Below are 18,169 nucleotides of genomic sequence, written 5' to 3'. Positions count from 1 at the left end.
CCCGCGGGCCTGGGAGGGCCTCAGGAGGAGACGCCGAGCCGCTCCAGGATCAGCTCCCGCGCCCTGGCGGCGTCCGCCTGACCGCGGGTGGCCTTCATGACCGCCCCGACGAGCGCCCCCGCCGCGGCGACCTTCCCGCCACGGACCTTCTCCGCGATCGCGGGGTTGGCCGCGATGGCCTCGTCCACGGCCTGCCCGAGGGCGCCCTCGTCGGAGACGATCGCGAGGCCGCGTGCGGCCACCACCTCGTCCGGCGTGCCCTCGCCCGCCAGCACCCCGTCGATGACCTGCCGGGCGAGCTTGTCGTTGAGCGACCCCTCGGCGACGAGCGCGGCGACGCGGGCGACCTGCTCGGGCGTGATGGGCAGCGAGCCCAGCTCGACGCCCTCCTCGTTGGAGCGACGGGCCAGCTCGCCCATCCACCACTTGCGGGCCGCGGTGGCGTCGGCACCCGCCGCGATGGTGGCGACGATCGGCTCGATGGCGCCCGCGTTGAGCACGGACTGCATCTCGTGCGCGGAGATCCCCCACTCCTCCCGCAGCCGGGTGCGGCGGGCCAGCGGCAGCTCGGGCAGCTCGGACCGCAGCCGCTCGATCCACGCCCGCTCCGGCGCCACGGGGACGAGGTCGGGCTCGGGGAAGTACCGGTAGTCCTCGGCCTCCTCCTTGGTGCGGCCCGAGGTGGTGGTGCCGTTCTCCTCGTGGAAGTGCCGCGTCTCCTGGACGATGGTGCCGCCGGCCGACAGCACGGCCGCGTGCCGCTGGATCTCGAAGCGCACCGCCCGCTCGACGCTCCGCAACGAGTTGACGTTCTTCGTCTCGCTGCGGGTGCCGAAGGTCTCCGTGCCCCGCGGCCGGAGGCTGAGGTTCACGTCGCAGCGCAGCTGGCCCATCTCCATGCGGGCGTCGGAGACGCCGAGGGTGCGGATCAGCTCGCGCAGCTCGGCGACGTAGGCACGGGCGACCTCGGGGGCGCGCTCGCCGGTGCCGACGATCGGCTTCGTGACGATCTCGATCAGCGGGATGCCGGCGCGGTTGTAGTCCAGCAGGGAGTGCGAGGCGCCGTGGATGCGGCCGGTCGCGCCGCCGACGTGGGTGGACTTGCCGGTGTCCTCCTCCATGTGGGCGCGCTCGATGCCGACCCGCAGCACCTCGCCGTCGGCGAGCTGGACGTCGAGGCCGCCGTTGAACGCGATGGGCTCGTCGTACTGCGAGATCTGGTAGTTCTTCGGCATGTCCGGATAGAAGTAGTTCTTCCGGGAGAAGCGGCACCAGTCGGCGATCTCGCAGCCGAGGGCGAGCCCGATGCGGACGGCGGACTCCACGGCCACGGCGTTGACCACCGGCAGCGATCCCGGCAGGCCCAGACAGGTCGGGCAGACCTGGGTGTTGGGCTCGGCGCCCAGGGTGGTGGCGCAGCCGCAGAACATCTTCGTCCTGGTGCCGAGCTCGACGTGGACCTCCAGGCCCATCACGGGGTCGAACGAGGCCAGCGCCTCGTCGAACGAGACCAGCTCCTCGGTGGTGGTCACGGTGCGGCCTCCAGTTCTGCGGCCGCGTTCCTCGCCTCGGCCTCGGCTTCCCTGATGCGGCGGATGTCGCGGGCCAGCAGGGCGACGGTGGTCACCAGCGCGGCGGCCGAGACCACGGCGTCGGCGAGGCGGAGCGTGTCGTTCTCGGCGCGCGCCTTCCTGATCTGCTTCACCACGCCGAACGCTCCGAAGAGCGTGGAGCCGAGGGAGAGGTAGGTGCTGGCCTTGGACTTCGGCTTGTCCTGCTTCGTCTTCTTGCTCACAGCGCGGGTGCCTCCTCCAGCAGTGGGTGTCCCCAGCGTGCCTCGAACGCCGCCTCGACCGCCGCACCGACGCGGTAGAGCCGGTCGTCGGCCAGGGCGGGGGCGATGATCTGGAGCCCCACCGGCAGCCCGTCCTCGGGCGCGAGGCCACAGGGCACGGACATCGCGGCGTTGCCCGCCAGGGGTGAGGGGATGGTGCACAGGTCGGCGCGGTACATGGCCATCGGGTCGTCGACGCGCTCGCCGATGGGGAACGCGGTGGTGGGCGTCGTCGGCGAGACCAGCACGTCGACCTGCTCGAAGGCCCGGTCGAAGTCGCGGCTGATGAGGGTGCGCACCTTCTGGGCGCTGCCGTAGTACGCGTCGTAGTACCCGGCCGACAGGGCGTAGGTGCCCAGCATGACGCGCCGCTTGACCTCGGCGCCGAAGCCGGCCTCGCGGGTGAGGGAGGTGACCTCCTCGGCGGAACGGGTGCCGTCGTCGCCGACGCGCAGTCCGTACCGCATCGCGTCGAAGCGCGCGAGGTTGGAGGAGCACTCCGAGGGGGCGATGAGGTAGTACGCGGCGAGCCCCTTGTCGAAGCTGGGGCAGGAGACCTCGACGACCTCGGCGCCGAGCTCGCGCAGCAGCGCCACCGACTCCTCGAAGCGACGGATCACGCCGTCCTGGAAGCCCTCGCCGCCGAACTCGGTGACGACGCCGATGCGCGTGCCCGCGAGCGAGACGGTGCGGGCGCCCTCGCGCGCGGCCTCGACGACCGGCGGGACGGGGACGTTGACCGACGTGGAGTCGAGCGGGTCGTGCCCGGCGATCACCTCGTGCAGCAGCGCCGCGTCCAGCACCGTGCGGGCGCAGGGCCCGCCCTGGTCGAGGGAGGAGGAGAACGCGATCATGCCGTACCGCGAGACGCCGCCGTACGTCGGCTTGACGCCCACGGTGCCGGTGACGGCGGCGGGCTGGCGGATGGAGCCGCCGGTGTCGGTGCCGATGGCCAGCGGCGCCTGGAAGGAGGCGAGGGAGGCGGACGAGCCGCCGCCGGAGCCGCCGGGGATGCGGGTGAGGTCCCAGGGGTTGGCCGTGGGGCCGTAGGCGCTGTTCCGGTGGACGATCCCATGGCGAACTCGTCCATGTTCGTCTTGCCGAGGATGACGACGCCGGCGTCCTTCAGGCGGCGCGTCACCGTGGCGTCGTAGGGCGGGATCCAGCCTTCGAGGATCTTCGAACCGCAGGTGGTGGGGACGCCGGTGGTGGTGAAGATGTCCTTGAGCGCCAGCGGCACGCCGGCCAGCGGGCCGAGGCGCTCGCCGCGGGCGCGGGCGGCGTCGACGGCCCGCGCCTGGGCGAGGGCGCCGTCGCGGTCGACGTGCAGGAAGGCGTGGACCTTCTCGTCGACGGCGTCGATGCGGGCGAGGTGCGCCTCGGCGACCTCGACGGCGCTGACGGTGCCGTCGGCGACGTGGGCCGCGAGGTCGGCGGCGGTGAGACGGGTGAGGTCCATGGCGGTCACTCCTCCCCCAGGATGCGCGGCACCTTGAAACGCTGCTGCTGCTCGGCGGGGGCGCCGCCGAGGGCCTGCTGGGGGGTGAGGCTGGTCCGGACCTCGTCCGGGCGCGTGACGTTGGTCAGCGGCAGCGGGTGGGAGGTGGGGGCTACGTCCGCGGTGGCGACGTCGGCGACGCGGGCGACCGCGCCGATGATGTCGTCGAGCTGTCCGGCGAAGTGGTCCAGTTCGTCGGCCGTCAGCTCCAGACGCGCCAGCCGGGCGAGGTGGGCTACCTCCTCGCGCGTGATGCCTGGCATACGGCGATCCTCAGGTGCTCGTGATCGGGCTCATGGATGGGCCTCATGGATGGGTGTGCGCCCATCCTATGAGGGTGGCGAGGCCGGCCGCGCGCGCATTCCCCTCCGGGCGAGACGGTTCCGGTGCGGCCGGGGGCCGGCGGGCGGGCGCCGGGCCCGGGGCCGTTGCCTCTCCCCGCGCTGCCCCACGGCGCGAGAGCCCTCGCGGGGCGGAGGAACCGGTCGGTCCCCGCGGGCCGGCGGCCGACGACAGGACGGCGGGGGCACCGGCCCGAACCTCACGAAGGGTCAGGCGAGGGGAACCGCTGCAGGTCGCGCGCCCGCCGCGAGCCCGCCGGGGGTCGCGGCGGGCGCCGGGGACGTGGGACGGCCGTCAGCGGACGGGCTGCCGGGGGGAGGCGTCGGGCGCCTCGGCGGACGACGTCGCCGCCGGGGCGCTCGTCCCGACGACCTTCCGGGAGGCGGGCGGCACCGGCCGCGGGACGGCGTCGGCCGCGTCAGCCGCGTCGACGTCGGGGACGTCGCGCGTGACGGCCGGGGTGTCGGGGCCGGAGCCGCGGGCGAGCAGCCACGCGGTGGTCTCGCCCGCCGGCATCGCGGCGGCCACCAACCAGCCCTGCACCGCGTCGCACCCCAGGTCGCGCAGCCGCTCCCACGTCTCGTCGTCCTCGACGCCCTCGGCCACGACCACCAGGCCGAGCGAGTGGGCCAACTCGACGGTGCAGCGCACGATCTCCGCGTCCTCGCTGTCCACCGCGAGCCCCTCGACGAAGGAGCGGTCGATCTTCAGCTCGCTGACCGGCAGGCGCCGCAGGTGCACCAGCGAGGAGTACCCGGTGCCGAAGTCGTCCAGGGACATCCGCACCCCGTGGCTCGCGAGGCCCGAGAGGGTGTCGGCGGCCTGCTGCGGGTCCTCCAGCATCACGTGCTCGGTGATCTCCAGCTGGAGCGACCCGGCGGGCACGCCGTGCCGGGCGAGCCGGGCGGCGACGGCGCCCGCGAATCCGGGCGCGAAGACGTCGCGCGGGGAGACGTTCACCGCAACGGGGACGGTCAGGCCCGCCCTGCGCCAGCGGGCGACCTGGCCGAGCGCCTCCTCCAGCACGTACTCCGTCAGCCGGGGCATCAGGCCGGAGGTCTCGGCGATGGTGATGAACTCGTCCGGCGGGACCCGACCGCGGTCGGGGTGCTCCCAGCGGACCAGCGCCTCCAGGCCGGCCACGGCGCCGTCGAAGCGGACCTTCGGCTGGTAGTGCAGGTCCACCTCGCCGTTGTCCAGGGCGTGGCGCAGGTCGCCCAGGAGGGCGAGCCGGTCGGGGGTGTTCACGTCACGGCGGGACTCGTAGACCTCGACGCCGGTGCGGTCGCGCTTGGCCGCGTACATCGCGACGTCGGCGCGGCGCAGCAGGTCCTCGGCCTCGGCCGCGTGGTCGGGGTGGACCGCCACGCCCGCGCTGGCCTCGACGACGAGGGTCAGGCCCTCCAGGTCGAGCGGGGCTCCGAGGGAGGCGACGAGGGCGCGGGCGGCGCGCTGGGCGGAGGTGGCGGAGTCGACGCGGGGCAGCAGCACGGCGAACTCGTCCCCGCCGAGGCGGGCGGCGACGGCTCCCGGCGGCAGCGCGCCGCCGCGCGGCGTCGCCGAACCGTCGCCGCGGACCTCCCGCCGTATGCGGTCGGCGACCTGCAACAGCAGCCGGTCGCCCGTGAGGTGGCCCAGGGTGTCGTTGACCGCGCGGAAGCTGTCGAGGCCTATGAGGATCAGGGCGCAGCGGCCCTCCCCCCGCAGCCGGGCCTCCTGGAGGGCGGCACGGGTGCGCTCCATCAGCCACTGGCGGTTGGGCATCCCCGTCAGCGGGTCGAGGAGCTGCTCCTCGGCGCGGGCCCTGGCCATCCACAACGTGCAGTCGAGGGCGATCAGCGGCACGGCGAACAGCGGCAGCACCACCGGCTTGTGGACGGCGACCACGACCATGAGCGGCGCGATGCACAGCAGGGCCACGGCCACCAGTCCGTGGCTGAGCAACGCGCCGGCGGCCGGCGAGGGGATGCCGCCGGGCGGGGCCACGCACAGCCACAGCAGCGTGCGGGAGACCAGGAGGTACGCGAGGGCGGCCACCAGCAGCTGGGGCAGCGTGGTCAGCTGCCAGTCGGCGGGCTCCCAGGGGTTCTCGACGCTCGGCCTGGCCCCGCCGACGGCCAGGGTGAGGGCGGCGGCGCCCACGCCGAGCAGGTCGATGGCGCCCTGGAGCGCGGCCTGGGGGCACCGCTCCAGACGGGCGGTGCCCACCAGCGTGACGACGGCGAGGCTCACGAGCACGGCCGGTACCCAGCCGTAGAGCAGCAGGATCGTCAGGGTTAACGCGGACCCCGAGCCGCTCGTGCCCCACCAGCGGTCCCGGCCGAGCGCGACGAGGTGGGCGACGATGATGCCGGTGAGCGCGGCGAAGACCATGCCCTTCTCGCCCGCGGGGAAGAGCGCGTGCCCGGCGGCGAGGACACGGCCGAGGCCGATGAGCAGCGCGACGCCGGCCGAGGTGAGCAGCGTGACCCGAAGGACGCGCGACTGCCAGGTGTGGGCAGGCGAAAGGCGGATGTTGCTCCCCGAGGGGGCTGACTGCATGCGGGGTCCCTCCCACGGCCGTCTCGCCCACCTGACGCAGGCACAGCACCCAACCCTAGGTCGCCGGCCGCTCTCGTGGCAGAGATCTCGACGCGCCTACACGGAAGCGATACGACTGGTCACCTTCCCCGCCGTCGCGGTGACATGCCGTCAGCGCCGCGCCCCGACGGCGCGCGGGCCTCCTACAACCCCCGCGCTCCGGCTCCACATCTCCCGCCACGGCGCGCGACCGAGCCCGCTAACCGTCCGACGCGGCCTCCGACACGGCGTCCGCCTCGGGTCCCGTCCCGGGTTCTGTTCCGGGTTCCGTCTCGGATTCCGTAGCGTCGGCGGCGACGTTGCTCGCCGTGGCGCGGGCGGCGTCGGGCCCCCGCTCCAGCAGCACGACGAACCCGTCCTCGTCGAGGATCGGCACCTTCAGCGACACCGCCTTGTCGTACTTCGAGCCGGGGCTGTCCCCCACCACGAGGAAGTCGGTCTTCTTCGAGACCGACCCCGTCACCTTCGCGCCACGGCTCTGGAGCTCCTCCTTGGCGCGGTCCCTGGTGAAGCCGGCGAGGGTGCCGGAGACCACGGCGGTGACGCCGGCCAGGGGGCGCGGTCCCGCGTCGGCGTCCCCCTCCTCGGCCAGGCGCACGCCCGCCGCGCGCCACCGCTCGACGATCTCCCGGTGCCAGTCCACGGCGAACCAGTCCTTCAGCGAGGCGGCGATCGTCGGCCCGACGCCCTCGGTGGCGGCCAGCTCCTCCTCGCTGGCCTCCGCGATCCGGTCCAGCGAACGGAACTCACGCGCCAACGCCTCGGCCGCCACGGGCCCGACGTGGCGGATCGACAGGCCGGTCAGGATCCGCGCCAGCGGGCGCTGCCTGGCCGCCTGGATGCTCTCCAGCATGGCCAGGGCGTTCTTCTTCGGCTCGCCCTGCTGGTTGGCGAAGAACGTGACGACCTTCGGCTCGCCGGTCTCCGGGTCCCGCTTGGGGAGGCCGGTGTCCTGGTCCAGCACGTACGACTTGATGGGCAGCAGCTCCTCGACGCTGAGGCCGAACAGCCCGCCCTCGTCCTTCAGCGGCGGCTCGGCCGGCTCCAGCGGCTGGGTCAGCGCCGTGGCCGCGACGTACCCGAAGTGGTCGATGTCCAGGCACTTGCGGCCGGCGAGGTAGAACAGGCGCTCGCGCAGCTGCGCGGGGCAGGAGCGGGCGTTGGGGCAGCGCAGGTCGATGTCCGCCTCCTTCATCGGCCGCAGCTCGGTGCCGCACTCGGGGCAGTGGCTCGGCATCACGAACTCCCGCTCGCTGCCGTCCCGCAGGTCCGCGACCGGGCCCAGGATCTCGGGGATGACGTCCCCGGCCTTGCGCAGCGCGACGGTGTCCCCGATGAGCACGCCCTTGGCCTTGACGACCTGCTGGTTGTGCAGGGTGGCGAACTCGACCTCGGAGCCGGCGACGGTCACGGGCTCGACCACCGCGTACGGGGTGACACGGCCGGTGCGCCCGACGCCGACGCGGATGTCGACGAGCCTGGTGTTCACCTCCTCGGGCGGGAACTTCCAGGCGATGGCCCAGCGCGGCGCCCGCGAGGTGCTGCCCAGCCGGCCCTGGAGCGGGATCTCGTCGAGCTTGACCACGACACCGTCGATCTCGTGCTCCACGGCGTGCCGGTGCTCGCCGTAGTACGCGATGAACTCGCGCACGTCCTCGATCGAGTCCACGACGCGGCTGACGCGGGCCGTGGGCAGGCCCCACTCGCTCAGCAGCTCGTACGCCTGGGAGAGGCGGTCGATGGTGAAGCCCTCGCGCGCGCCGATCCCGTGGACCACCATCTGGAGCGGCCGGCCCGCCGTGACCTTCGGATCCTTCTGTCGCAGCGAGCCCGCCGCCGCGTTCCGCGGGTTCGCGAACGGGCGGTCCCCGGCCTCGACGAGCCGGGCGTTGAGCTCCTCGAAGCGCTCCATCGGGAAGAAGATCTCGCCGCGGACCTCCACCAGCTCGGGGACGCGGTCCCCCGCCAGCCGGTGCGGGACCTCGCCGATGGTGCGGACGTTGGGCGTGATGTCCTCGCCGGTGCGGCCGTCCCCGCGCGTGGCGGCGCGGGTGAGGCGGCCGTGCTCGTAGGTGAGGTTCACCGCCAGGCCGTCGACCTTCAGCTCGCACAGGAAGTGGTACGGGATGCCGGCGAGCTCCGCGGCGACGCGGTCCGCCCAGGCGTCGAGCTCCGTGTCGTCGAAGGCGTTGTCCAGCGAGAGCATGCGCTCGCGGTGGCTGACGGAGGTGAACTCCGTCTCGTACGCGCCCGCGACCTTCTGCGTCGGCGAGTCCGGGGTCCGCAGCTCGGGGTGCTCCTCCTCCAGGGCCGTGAGCTCCCGCAGGAGCGCGTCGAACGCCGCGTCGTCGATGATCGGACCGGTGACGTAGTACCGGAAGCGGTGCTCCTCGACCTGCTCGGCCAGTCGTGCGTGTCTCTCCCGCGCCTGCGGCGGTACCGTCTGCTCCGACACCGTGTCGTCTCCCGTCCTCTCCCGTGCCCCGACGTCCCCCGGGACGTCACTCAGGGGTGTCCGCCAGGGATCGCGCCGCCCGCACGCAGTGCTCCAGCGCGGCCCGCGCGTACGCCGGTGACGCGCCGGCCAGACCGCAGGCCGGGGTGACCGTCACGGCACGGGCCAGCAGCTCGGGCGAGAGCCCCAGCCTGCGCCACAACCTCCTGACACCCCCGACACTAGCGGCGGGGTCTGACAATTCCGCGGGCGTCACGCCGACACCCGGCACGACGCCGGCGAAGAGCGCGGTGCCGCCCTCCACGGCCTCCCCGACGGCGTCGTCGTCACGCTCGGTGATGAGCGCCGCGTCGAAGGAGACGGCCGCCGCACCCGCCCGCCGCAGCAGTCCGAAGGGCACGCCGGGCGCGCAGCAGTGCACCACCACCGGGTCCTGGCCGGCCACCGTGAACAGGTCCCGCAGGCTCTCCTCGACGACGGCCGCGTCGACGGCGCCGTGGCTGCGGTACCCGCTGGCGGTGCGGACCCGCCCGCGCAGCACCGCCGGGAGGGAGGGCTCGTCGAGCTGGAGCACGACGCGGGCGCCGGGGACGCGGCGCCGCACCTCGGCGAGGTGGCCGCGCAGTCCCTCGGCGAGGGAGGCGGCGAGGTCGCGACGGGCCCCCCCGTCGCCGAGCATCGCCTCACCGTTGCGCCGCTCCAGCGACGCCGCCAGCGTCCAGGGCCCGACGGCGGACACCTTCAGCGCGCCCTCGAAGCCCTGCGTGAACTCCTCCAGCGCGTCGAGGTCCTCCCGCAGCCAGGACCAGGCGCGGCGGGTGTCACGGCCGGGGCGGTCGCTGATCCGCCAGCCGCTGGGTTCGAGGTGGGCGTAGAGCTCCGCCAGCAGCCCGAGGGACCGGCCCGTCATGTCCGCTCCCGGGCCGCGGGCGGGCAGCTCCGGCAGGTACGGCAGCGCGGGCAGCGAGCCGGTGACGATCCGGGCGGCCTCCCGGGCGTCCTCGCCCGGCATCGAGCCGATCCCCGTGGCGGCGGCGGGTCCCCACGGGTGCCCGGTGGAGGGCCGGCCGGCCGCCCCGTCCCCGTCGGGGGCTTCGTGCCCGGGGCCGCCGGCCGCCGTGGGGCCGTGGGTGGGGCCGTGGGTGGGGCCGTGGATCGGGCCGTCGGTGGAGCCGTTGGTGGCGTCGGTCGTGGCGTTCACGCTGTGCAGCGTACGGCGGGGGTGCGGCGGCCGGTCAGCCGGCGGGTCGGACGCTGAGGTCGGTGACCTCGGAGCCGGGCGGGAGGTCGAGCGCCGTGAGGATCGTGGTGGCCACCGAGTCGGCCGTCATCCACCGCTCCGGGGCGTACTCCCTGCCCTCCTGCCGGTGCACCTTCTCCTGCATCGGGGTGGCGGTGCGTCCGGGGTAGACGGTGGTGACGCGCACGCCGTGGCCGGCCTCCTCGGCACGGAGGGCGTCGGCGAGCGCGCGCAGCCCGTGCTTGCTGGCGGCGTAGGCGCTCCACTGCGCGCTGGCGCGCAGGCCGGCGCCGGAGTTGACGAAGACGACGTGGCCGCGGGCGGCGCGCAGCTGGGGCAGCAGGAGCCGGGTCAGCTCGGCCGGGGCCACGAGGTTGGCGGCGAGGGTCTTCTGCCAGACCCGCGGCGTCAGATCGCCGACCTCGCCGAGCTCGACGACGCCGGCGACGTGGAGCAGGGAGTCGACGCGGTCGGGGGGCGACTGGTGGCCCAGCGCCCAGGAGAGCCGTTCCGGCTCGTCGAGGTCGCCCACCAGCGTCCGGGCGCCGGGGAAGCGGGCGGCCAGCTCCCTGGCCCGGCCCGCGTCGCGTCCCCACAGCCACAGCTCGTCGCCGCGGTCGGCCAGCCGTCGGGCCACGGCGGCGCCGATGCCGGAACCCGCTCCTGTGATCACGTGTACAGCCATGCGGACATCCTGCCGCAGGGGGAGGTAGGTTCCGGCAGGGGCTGCCCGGGAAGGACCGGCTTCCGGCAGGCCTGGCGAACAGACGAACAGACGAACAGGCGTGGCGAAGGAGAGTGGCGGTATGCGGATCGCGTTGGGCCAGCTGGCGTCCGGCACCTCGCCGGAGGAGAACCTCCGGACCATCGCCGAGCGCACCGAACGGGCGGCGGAGCACGGCGCGCGGGTCGTGGTCTTTCCCGAGGCCGCGATGGCGCGGTTCGGGATCCCGTTGGGCCCCGTGGCGGAGCCGCTCGACGGGCCCTTCGCGACGCGGCTGCGGCAGGTGGCGGAGCGGGCCGGGGTGCTGCTGGTGGCCGGCATGTTCACGCCCGCGGCCGACGGCCGGGTCCGCAACACGCTGCTGATCACCGGGCGCGGCGTGGACACGCACTACGACAAGCTGCACCTCTTCGACGCGTTCGGCTTCGCCGAGTCGGCGACGGTGGCGCCGGGCGGGCGGGCGGTCACCGCCGAGGTCGACGGCGTCGTGTTCGGCTTCGCCACCTGCTACGACGTGCGTTTCCCCGAGTTGTTCACGCGCCTGGCCGACCTGGGGGCGCGGGTGATCGTGCTGCCGGCCTCGTGGGGCGCGGGCCCCGGCAAGCGCGAACAGTGGGAGCTGCTGGTGCGGGCGCGGGCGCTGGACGCCACCTGCTGGGTCGCCGCCTGCGGGCAGGCCGATCCGGCGACGGTCGGCGAGCCGCCCGAGACGTCGGCGCCGACGGGGATCGGGCACAGCATGGTGGTCTCCCCCCTGGGGGAGGTGCGGGCACGGCTGGAGGGCGAGCCGGGGCTGCTCGTCGCGGACGTGGATCCGGAGGAGACGCGGCGGGCGCGGGCGCTGGTGCCGGTGCTGGCCAACCGCCGGCCCGACGTGCTGTGAGGGAGGACCACGGCGTACCGGACCACGGCGTACCGGACGACGGCGCGTCCGACGGGCGGCGGGTGGTGGTGGGACGACGGCGGGCGGCCGGGTCGACCGCGGGCCCCGCGACGGCTCAGCGGGCCGCGGTGCGCTCCGCGGCGCCGCGCGCCCGCTCGGTGCCGGCGATGGTGGCGGAACCGACCACCCGCGTGCCGTCGTAGAGCACGACGGCCTGGCCGGGCGCCACGCCCCGCACCGGCCGGTCGAAGCGGACCCGCAGCTCGCCGTCGACCGCCTCGGCCGAGACCGGGACCTCCGCGCCGTGCGCCCGCAGCTGCGCGCCGTACCGTCCGGTGCCGGTGGGGGCCGCCCCGCACCAGCGCGGACGCACCGCCGTCAGGCCGACGACGTCCAGCGCCTCGGCCGGGCCGACGGTGACGGTGTTCGTCACCGGGGAGATGTCCAGCACGTACCGCGGCTTGCCGTCGGGCGCGGGCCTGCCGATGTGGAGGCCCCGGCGCTGGCCGACGGTGAAGCCGTGCGCGCCCTGGTGCGTGCCGATCCGGTGGCCCTCCTCGTCGACGATGTCCCCCTCGGCGGAGCCGAGGTGGCGGGCGAGGAAGCCGCGGGTGTCGCCGTCGGCGATGAAGCAGACGTCGTGGCTGTCGGGCTTGCGCGCGACGGCCAGGCCCCGCCGCTCCGCCTCGGCGCGGACCTCGTCCTTCGTGGCGCGGGTGTCGCCGAGGGGGAAGAGGGCGTGTGCCAGCTGCCGCTCGTCGAGCACCCCGAGGACATAGCTCTGGTCCTTGGCGGCGTCGGCGGCGCGGTGCAGCTCGCGACGGCCGTCCGGGCCGCGCCGCACCGTGGCGTAGTGGCCGGTGCAGACGGCGTCGAAGCCGAGGGCGAGCGCCTTGTCCAGCAACGCCGCGAACTTGATCTTCTCGTTGCACCGCAGGCAGGGGTTCGGGGTGCGGCCCGCGCGGTACTCGGCGACGAAGTCCTCGACCACGTCCTCGCGGAACCGCTCGGCCATGTCCCACACGTAGAACGGGATGCCGACGACGTCCGCGGCCCGCCGGGCGTCGCGGGCGTCCTCCAGGGTGCAGCAGCCGCGGGCTCCGCTGCGGAAGGACCGCGGGTTCGCCGACAGCGCGAGGTGGACCCCGGTGACGTCGTGTCCGGCCTCGACGGCGCGCGCGGCGGCCACCGCGGAGTCCACACCGCCGGACATGGCGGCGAGCACACGCAGCGGTCGGCTGGTCGGCTGGTCGGTCATCGGGGGCTCCCATCGCGGCACGCGCACCAGCCTACGACCCGCCACCGACAGCGCGCCTCCACGTTCGGGTGGCGGGCGGCGGCGCGGTCAGCCGAGACCGGCGCCGCGGGCGCGTTCGACCGCGGGCCCGATGGCCTCGGCGAGGGCGACGACGTCCTCCTTGGTGGAGGAGTGTCCGAGGGAGAAGCGCAGCGTGCCCCGGGCCAGTTCGCGGTCGGCGCCGGTCGCGAGCAGCACGTGGCTGGGCTGGGCGATGCCCGCGGTGCAGGCCGAGCCCGTGGAGCACGCGATGCCCTGGGCGTCGAGGAGCAGCAGCAGCGAGTCGCCCTCGCAGCTGGGGAAGGCGAAGTGCGCGTTGGCCGGGAGGCGGCCGGCCGGGTCCGGGTCGCCGCCGAGCACGGCGTCGGGAACGGCCGCCGTCACGGCGGCGACCAGCTCGTCGCGCAACGCGCCGACCCGCTCGGCGAACTCCTCGCGCCGCTCCACGGCCAACGCCGCCGCCGCCGCGAACCCGGCGATCGCGGGAACGTCGAGCGTCCCCGACCGCACCTCGCGCTCCTGCCCGCCGCCGTGGAGCACGGGCGTCGGGGTCCACTGCCGCCCCAACAGCAGCGCGCCGATGCCGTACGGCCCGCCGATCTTGTGTCCCGAGACGGTCAGGGCGGCGAGACCGGACGCCTCGAAGTCCACCGGCACCTGTCCGACGGCCTGGACGGCGTCGGCGTGGAGGGGGACGTCGTGCGCGGCGGCGACGGCGGCGAGCTCGGCGACCGGCATGACGGTGCCGATCTCGTTGTTCGCCCACATCACGGTGGCCAGCGCGACGTCGTCCGGATTCCGCTCGATGGCGGCCCGCAGGTCCTCAGGGTCGACCCTGCCGTGCCGGTCCACCGGCAGCCACTCGACGGTGGCGCCCTCGTGGTCCCCGAGCCAGGTGACGACGTCGAGCACCGCATGGTGTTCGACCGGGCTGGCCAGCACCCGGACGCGGCGCGGGTCGGCGGCGCGGCGGGACCAGTACAGGCCCTTGACGGCGAGGTTGTCCGCCTCGGTGCCGCCGGAGGTGAAGACGACCTCGCTGGGGCGGGCGCCGAGGGCCGCGGCCACCGCCTCCCTGCCCTCCTCGACGACGCGACGGGCCGCCCGGCCGGCCGCGTGGAGGGCTGAGGCGTTGCCGGTCGCGCGCAGCTGGGCCGTCATCGCCGCGATGGCCTCGGGGAGCATCGGGGTGGTGGCGGCGTGGTCGAGATACGGCATGACAGGGCCGATTCTACGGTCGTCCTGGAACCGCTCCCGGCGGACGGGCGTTGTTTCAGCCGAGACGATCACAGTGTCGCCGGCGAGAGGTCACGATGGGTGAGCATGCGGGAGGACGCGGGAGTCCGGGTCGGGCGGGTCCCGGCCGCCGCACCGTCGTGCTGGGCGGCGCCGCGGTGGCGGTGGGAGCGGGTGCCTTCGCCGCCCGCGAGGTGCTGGAGCGCTGGTGGTGGCGGTACTCGGGGGACGAGGTCGACCGGGTGGAGGGCGAGGTGGACCACCCGGGCGCCGAGTGGGTGCCCGCCTCCTCGGGGAACTACCGGCGGGCCAACCGCCCCCGGGACTACGCGATAGACCGCGTCGTCATCCACATGCCGGAGGCCACGTACGCGATCACGCTGCAGGTCTTCCAGGACCCGTCCCACGGGGCCTCCACGCACTACGTGATCCGCTCGGAGGACGGGCACGTGGCGCAGCTGGCCCGCGAGCTGGACGTGGCGTACCACGCGGGGAACCTCTCGTTCAACGAGCGCAGCATCGGCATCGAGCACGAGGGCTGGGCGGACGACCCGTCGTACCTGACGGACGCGATGTACGCCTCCTCGGCCCGGCTGGTGGCCGGGATATGCGCCCGGTACGCCATACCGGTGGACCGGCAGCACATCGTGGGGCACAACGAGGTGCCGGAGGTCGTCCGGATCTGCCCCGGGCCGCACTGGGACTGGGACCGGTACATCGGCCTGGTCCGTGAGGCGGCGACCCGGGGCGTGTGACCACGGGGTGGGTGGTCGGGAGGGCGTCAGTCCGAGGGCGTCGCGTCGGGGTGGACGTCCACCGGACGCTCGAACCCGTCCACGGGCATCGGCTCGCACGGATCGGGGTCGCCCTCGACGAAGTGGAAGACGTCGTGGCGCCGCCCGTCCAGGGACAGCTTCTCGACGACCATGGTGTCGCTCGGCGCCAGCTCGTACACGTGGTCCTGCTCGGGCCCGTTCTCCGTCCAGATCACGGTGAGCTCCTCGCCGGTGCCGTCCTCCGAGTCGTCGAACCGGAAGGACTCCATCGCGACCACGGCGCCCTCGCCGAGTGGCTCGACACACCGCATGCCCGGCTCCTGGTTCAGGACCTCGACGCTGACGCCGGCCTCGCGCACCTCCTCCACCAGGCGCGCCTGCTCCTCCGTGTCCATGGTCAGGTCGAAGAGGGACACGCTCACCGAGCCGTCGGGGTGGGCCTCCACCGCGTAGGCGGCGGGGGCCGGCGAGCCGGGCAGCGCGACGACGGTCGTCGCGGTCGCGGCGCACGCTGTGGCCAGGGTGAACACGGCGCGGCGGGGGGTGACGAGCCGGCGCCGGGTGGCCGCCCGGGACGGGGCCTGACCCTCTCCCAACACCGTGCGCTCCACCTCCTGCTGGAGCTCGGTCAGCAGGCGGTCTTCGAAGGTCGAGGTCATGCGTTCCCCCTCTGGGTCGCGAGTCGTGGTGAGGACGGCGTGGCCGGTACGGCCGGCGTGGATGGCGTGGAGGGCGTGGAGGGTGAGGACAGGCCGGACTCCGCCCGTCCGGCACGGTCCGGCACGGCGCTGCCGGGCACGGCACTGTGGGGCACGGGACGCTCCGGTTCGCCGACGGTGCTGGTGCGGAGCGCCTTCCTGGCGCGATGGAGCCGCACGCGGGCCGTCACCGGTCGGATCCCGAGTGCGGCGGCGGCCTCCGCGACGGTCAGCTCGTCGACGGCGACGAGCTCGACGACGGCGCGCTCCCCCTCGGGCAGCCGTGCCAGCGCGGCCAGCGCGCGGCGCCCCGGACTCTCGGCGTCGAGCTTGTCCTCCAGCCGCGAGATGTCGTCGGCCTCCAGCAGGCGGCGGCCGGCGATCCGGCTGCCCAGCCTCGCCTCACGCGCCGAGCGCCGGCGTTCGGCGGAGACGACGTTGCGCGCGACGCCGTAGAGCCAGGCCCGTTCGCTCCCCCGGCGCGGCCGGTAGGTGTGGGCGGAGTGGATCACGGCGACGAAGACGTCGGCGACGAGGTCGGCGACCGTGTGCGGGTCGGTGACGCGACGCGCCACGAAGCGCGTCACGGCGTCGACGTGCCGGCGGTAGAACTCCTCGAATATCGCCGGGTCGGCGGCGTCGACCGGCCCGCCGCGGGTTTCCTGGGGTGTGCGCAAGAGGCTCTCCTGTCCTCGTCCTGCCTTACACCCTCTACTTGGCGGGACGGGCGGAGAGCGTTACCTCGACCGCGTCACGCCGGTCAGCCGGGCCAGTACAGCGACTCGGCGCGGGCCCAGGTGACGACCAGCGGATCGTCACCGTAGTGGAAGACCTCGGGGCGGACCCGGCCGCGGTCGCTGGCCGAGATGAATCCCGACCAGGTGTAGACCGCGTGGAGACCGCCGCCGGAGTGCACCGGCGAGTCGATGGGCAGGCTGGCCGTCCGCACGAAGCCGCCGTCCCGCTCGCGGTAGTTGGCGAGCCGGATCTGGAACTCCTGCCCCTTGGCCAGACCGTCCACGCGGACGGCTATCGAGGCCGTGTAGTGGCAGGGACCGTGGAGGATGCTGGAGGTGGCCTGCTCCAGGTCCTGCCAGGCGCCGTCGGTGTGGCGTCGGTTGAACGTCAGCGTGGTCCACTCGTTCGGCTGGATGGTGCGCCGGTAGTCGTCGTTGGTGCCGAAAAGCGCCCTCTTGGGCATCTCGTCCTCCTCGTCTGGGCTCCAGTCCGCGGGGTGCTCCAGCCGCTCGGCGACACGCCTGCGGATGTCCGCCATGGAGACGCCGGGACCGCGCGGGTCGACCTTGCCGGGCTGCCACTCCAGGTGGCCGATGACGGAGGTGGTGCCGTCCTTGCCCCAGCCGTGCGCGCGGCAGATCGCGGCCGAGGCGCGCACGGCGGCCTCCACCTGTTCGGGCGGCCACGGGTCGACGTTGTCGCCGCGGTTGACGCACTCGAAGCCGTAGAAGTGAATGTTGCCGTCGGTGTCGGTGTCGTTGTCGGCGGGGAGATCACGCTCGGCGATCACGGCGGCCAGCACGTCGCCGTCGCCGCTGCCCGCGTGGTTGGCTCGCCCGTTGCCGACGAGGTAGCAGGTGCCGTCCTTGGCGATGACGCCGTGACACAGCGGTCCCGGCAGGGTGGAGTGGCCGTCGTAGCACAGGTCCACGGTGGAGGCGGTGCCCTCGGTCACGGTGTGATGGATCATCACGCCGTGCACGGGCCCGAAGGACCCGACGTGGTTGCGGTTGTTCGTCCGCCATTCCCGGTGCTCGACGACCCTGACCCCCTCGTCCCTCAGGGCCCTGAGCAGACGGTCGGCGGACAGTGGAGATGCCATGGCTGACTTCCGTTCGGCTGCGCTGACAGGAGCGATGGCACTACGTGATGTATATCCACCCTTACCCCGTCCCACGGCTGCCATGGGCCGAACGGGCGATGACGGGACAGACGACGACGGGAGCGCGCCCGAGGGGTGCGCCGGGCGCGTGTCAGGTCGAGGGCTGCCAGCCGTTCGCCCTCGCGATGACGGCGGCGGCGAGGTCCGCGGAGCGGAGGGCGACCTCGCGGGGCGGCAGGGGTCGGTCGTTCTCCAGCCACCAGGTGATGGAGGCGGCGAACATCGACGAGAGCACCGTCGGCAGCAGGCCGGGCGTGGACTCGTCCCGGGGCGGCGGGAAGTGGGGCGCGACCATGTCCGCCAGCGCGGCGCGCATCCGCTGGGCGAACCACGGGCTGCCGCGCCGGCCGAGCAGCGCCCCGTACATCCGGTGGTAGGCGTCGAGGTGCTCGAAGAACGCCGACCACCGCTCCAGCGGCGGCCGGCCGTCGGCGCCCATCGAGTCCTCCAGTCGCGCCATCGCCTCGTCGAAGATCTGCTCCACGAGGTGGTACTTGTCGCGGTAGTTGCGGTAGAAGGCGGCCCGGCTGACCATCGCGCGGTCGGTGATCTCGGAGACCGTGACCCGGTCGAACCCCCGCTCCTCGACGAGGTCCACCAGGGCGTCGCGCAGCAGTTTCCGCGTGCGTCGCACCCGCAGGTTCTCGACTGGCTGAGACACTTCGTCCTCCCTGTCTCGTTCGGGACGATCCCGCGAAACCGCAGC

General features: G+C 74.2%; 15 protein-coding genes and 1 pseudogene. 2 read left to right on the top strand and 14 right to left on the bottom strand.

The features are described from left to right. Positions 1–20 precede the first annotated feature (20 nt). From gatB to ACTWP5_RS14305, 8 genes and pseudogenes are all read right to left on the bottom strand, one after another. Entirely contained in the window at positions 21–1,532 is a 1,512-nt protein-coding gene (gene gatB, locus ACTWP5_RS14340) for an Asp-tRNA(Asn)/Glu-tRNA(Gln) amidotransferase subunit GatB (RefSeq protein WP_443221296.1), read from the bottom strand. After that, the gene (locus tag ACTWP5_RS14335) at positions 1,529–1,795 is read right to left on the bottom strand and encodes a hypothetical protein (RefSeq protein ID WP_443221295.1); all 267 of its coding nucleotides are present in this window, start codon (positions 1,793–1,795) and stop codon (positions 1,529–1,531) included. The genes gatB and ACTWP5_RS14335 overlap by 4 nt, the downstream gene beginning before the upstream one ends. Further along, positions 1,792–3,293 (bottom strand): annotated as a pseudogene (gene gatA / locus ACTWP5_RS14330) (Asp-tRNA(Asn)/Glu-tRNA(Gln) amidotransferase subunit GatA). Before gatA ends, ACTWP5_RS14335 begins: the two are co-directional and overlap by 4 nt. A gap of 5 nt (positions 3,294–3,298) precedes the next feature. Further along, positions 3,299–3,595 carry an Asp-tRNA(Asn)/Glu-tRNA(Gln) amidotransferase subunit GatC gene (gatC, locus tag ACTWP5_RS14325; RefSeq protein ID WP_443221294.1) on the bottom strand — a complete coding sequence of 99 codons (297 nt, stop codon included), beginning with the start codon at positions 3,593–3,595 and terminating at the stop codon, positions 3,299–3,301. Positions 3,596–3,968: 373 nt separating this feature from the next. Beyond that, entirely contained in the window at positions 3,969–6,215 is a 2,247-nt protein-coding gene (locus ACTWP5_RS14320) for a putative bifunctional diguanylate cyclase/phosphodiesterase (RefSeq protein WP_443221293.1), read from the bottom strand. A 238-nt stretch (positions 6,216–6,453) separates the two neighbouring features. Then, positions 6,454–8,709 (bottom strand): NAD-dependent DNA ligase LigA, encoded by a 2,256-nt coding sequence (ligA, locus tag ACTWP5_RS14315; protein WP_443221292.1) that lies wholly within the window; start codon positions 8,707–8,709, stop codon positions 6,454–6,456. 46 nt (positions 8,710–8,755) lie between these two features. Beyond that, positions 8,756–9,730, bottom strand: a complete 975-nt coding sequence (locus tag ACTWP5_RS14310; protein ID WP_443221330.1) for a methionine synthase — start codon at positions 9,728–9,730, stop codon at positions 8,756–8,758. Positions 9,731–9,944: 214 nt separating this feature from the next. Continuing rightward, entirely contained in the window at positions 9,945–10,634 is a 690-nt protein-coding gene (locus tag ACTWP5_RS14305; protein ID WP_443221291.1) for an SDR family oxidoreductase, read from the bottom strand. A gap of 121 nt (positions 10,635–10,755) precedes the next feature. On the opposite strand from ACTWP5_RS14305, the gene ACTWP5_RS14300 reads away from it, so the two are divergent. Beyond that, positions 10,756–11,556 (top strand): carbon-nitrogen hydrolase family protein, encoded by an 801-nt coding sequence (locus tag ACTWP5_RS14300; protein WP_443221290.1) that lies wholly within the window; start codon positions 10,756–10,758, stop codon positions 11,554–11,556. Between the two features lie 115 nt (positions 11,557–11,671). Here ACTWP5_RS14300 and mnmA read toward each other — a convergent pair whose 3' ends face one another. Both mnmA and ACTWP5_RS14290 read right to left on the bottom strand, forming a co-directional pair. Continuing rightward, positions 11,672–12,814 carry a tRNA 2-thiouridine(34) synthase MnmA gene (mnmA, locus tag ACTWP5_RS14295; protein WP_443221289.1) on the bottom strand — a complete coding sequence of 381 codons (1,143 nt, stop codon included), beginning with the start codon at positions 12,812–12,814 and terminating at the stop codon, positions 11,672–11,674. Positions 12,815–12,901: 87 nt separating this feature from the next. Next, positions 12,902–14,071 (bottom strand): cysteine desulfurase family protein, encoded by a 1,170-nt coding sequence (locus tag ACTWP5_RS14290; protein WP_443221288.1) that lies wholly within the window; start codon positions 14,069–14,071, stop codon positions 12,902–12,904. 95 nt (positions 14,072–14,166) lie between these two features. Here ACTWP5_RS14290 and ACTWP5_RS14285 point away from each other — a divergent pair, with 95 nt between their 5' ends. Next, positions 14,167–14,844, top strand: a complete 678-nt coding sequence (locus ACTWP5_RS14285; protein ID WP_443221287.1) for an N-acetylmuramoyl-L-alanine amidase — start codon at positions 14,167–14,169, stop codon at positions 14,842–14,844. 26 nt (positions 14,845–14,870) lie between these two features. Here the strand turns inward: ACTWP5_RS14285 and ACTWP5_RS14280 are convergent, their stop codons facing one another. The 4 genes from ACTWP5_RS14280 to ACTWP5_RS14265 form a co-directional block, all read right to left on the bottom strand. Then, the gene (locus ACTWP5_RS14280) at positions 14,871–15,524 is read right to left on the bottom strand and encodes a hypothetical protein (protein ID WP_443221286.1); all 654 of its coding nucleotides are present in this window, start codon (positions 15,522–15,524) and stop codon (positions 14,871–14,873) included. Continuing rightward, positions 15,521–16,240, bottom strand: coding sequence for an RNA polymerase sigma factor (locus tag ACTWP5_RS14275; protein WP_443221285.1), 720 nt, complete (start codon positions 16,238–16,240; stop codon positions 15,521–15,523). The genes ACTWP5_RS14280 and ACTWP5_RS14275 overlap by 4 nt, the downstream gene beginning before the upstream one ends. 83 nt (positions 16,241–16,323) lie before the next feature. Next, positions 16,324–17,403, bottom strand: coding sequence for a peptidoglycan recognition protein family protein (locus tag ACTWP5_RS14270; RefSeq protein WP_443221284.1), 1,080 nt, complete (start codon positions 17,401–17,403; stop codon positions 16,324–16,326). Between the two features lie 151 nt (positions 17,404–17,554). Beyond that, the gene (locus tag ACTWP5_RS14265; RefSeq protein WP_443221283.1) at positions 17,555–18,124 is read right to left on the bottom strand and encodes a TetR/AcrR family transcriptional regulator; all 570 of its coding nucleotides are present in this window, start codon (positions 18,122–18,124) and stop codon (positions 17,555–17,557) included. Positions 18,125–18,169 lie beyond the last annotated feature (45 nt).

This window comes from Streptomyces sp. 4N509B, assembly GCF_052245655.1.
GTDB lineage: Bacteria > Actinomycetota > Actinomycetes > Streptomycetales > Streptomycetaceae > Streptomyces.
This window is presented reverse-complemented; position numbering and strand designations above follow the sequence as displayed.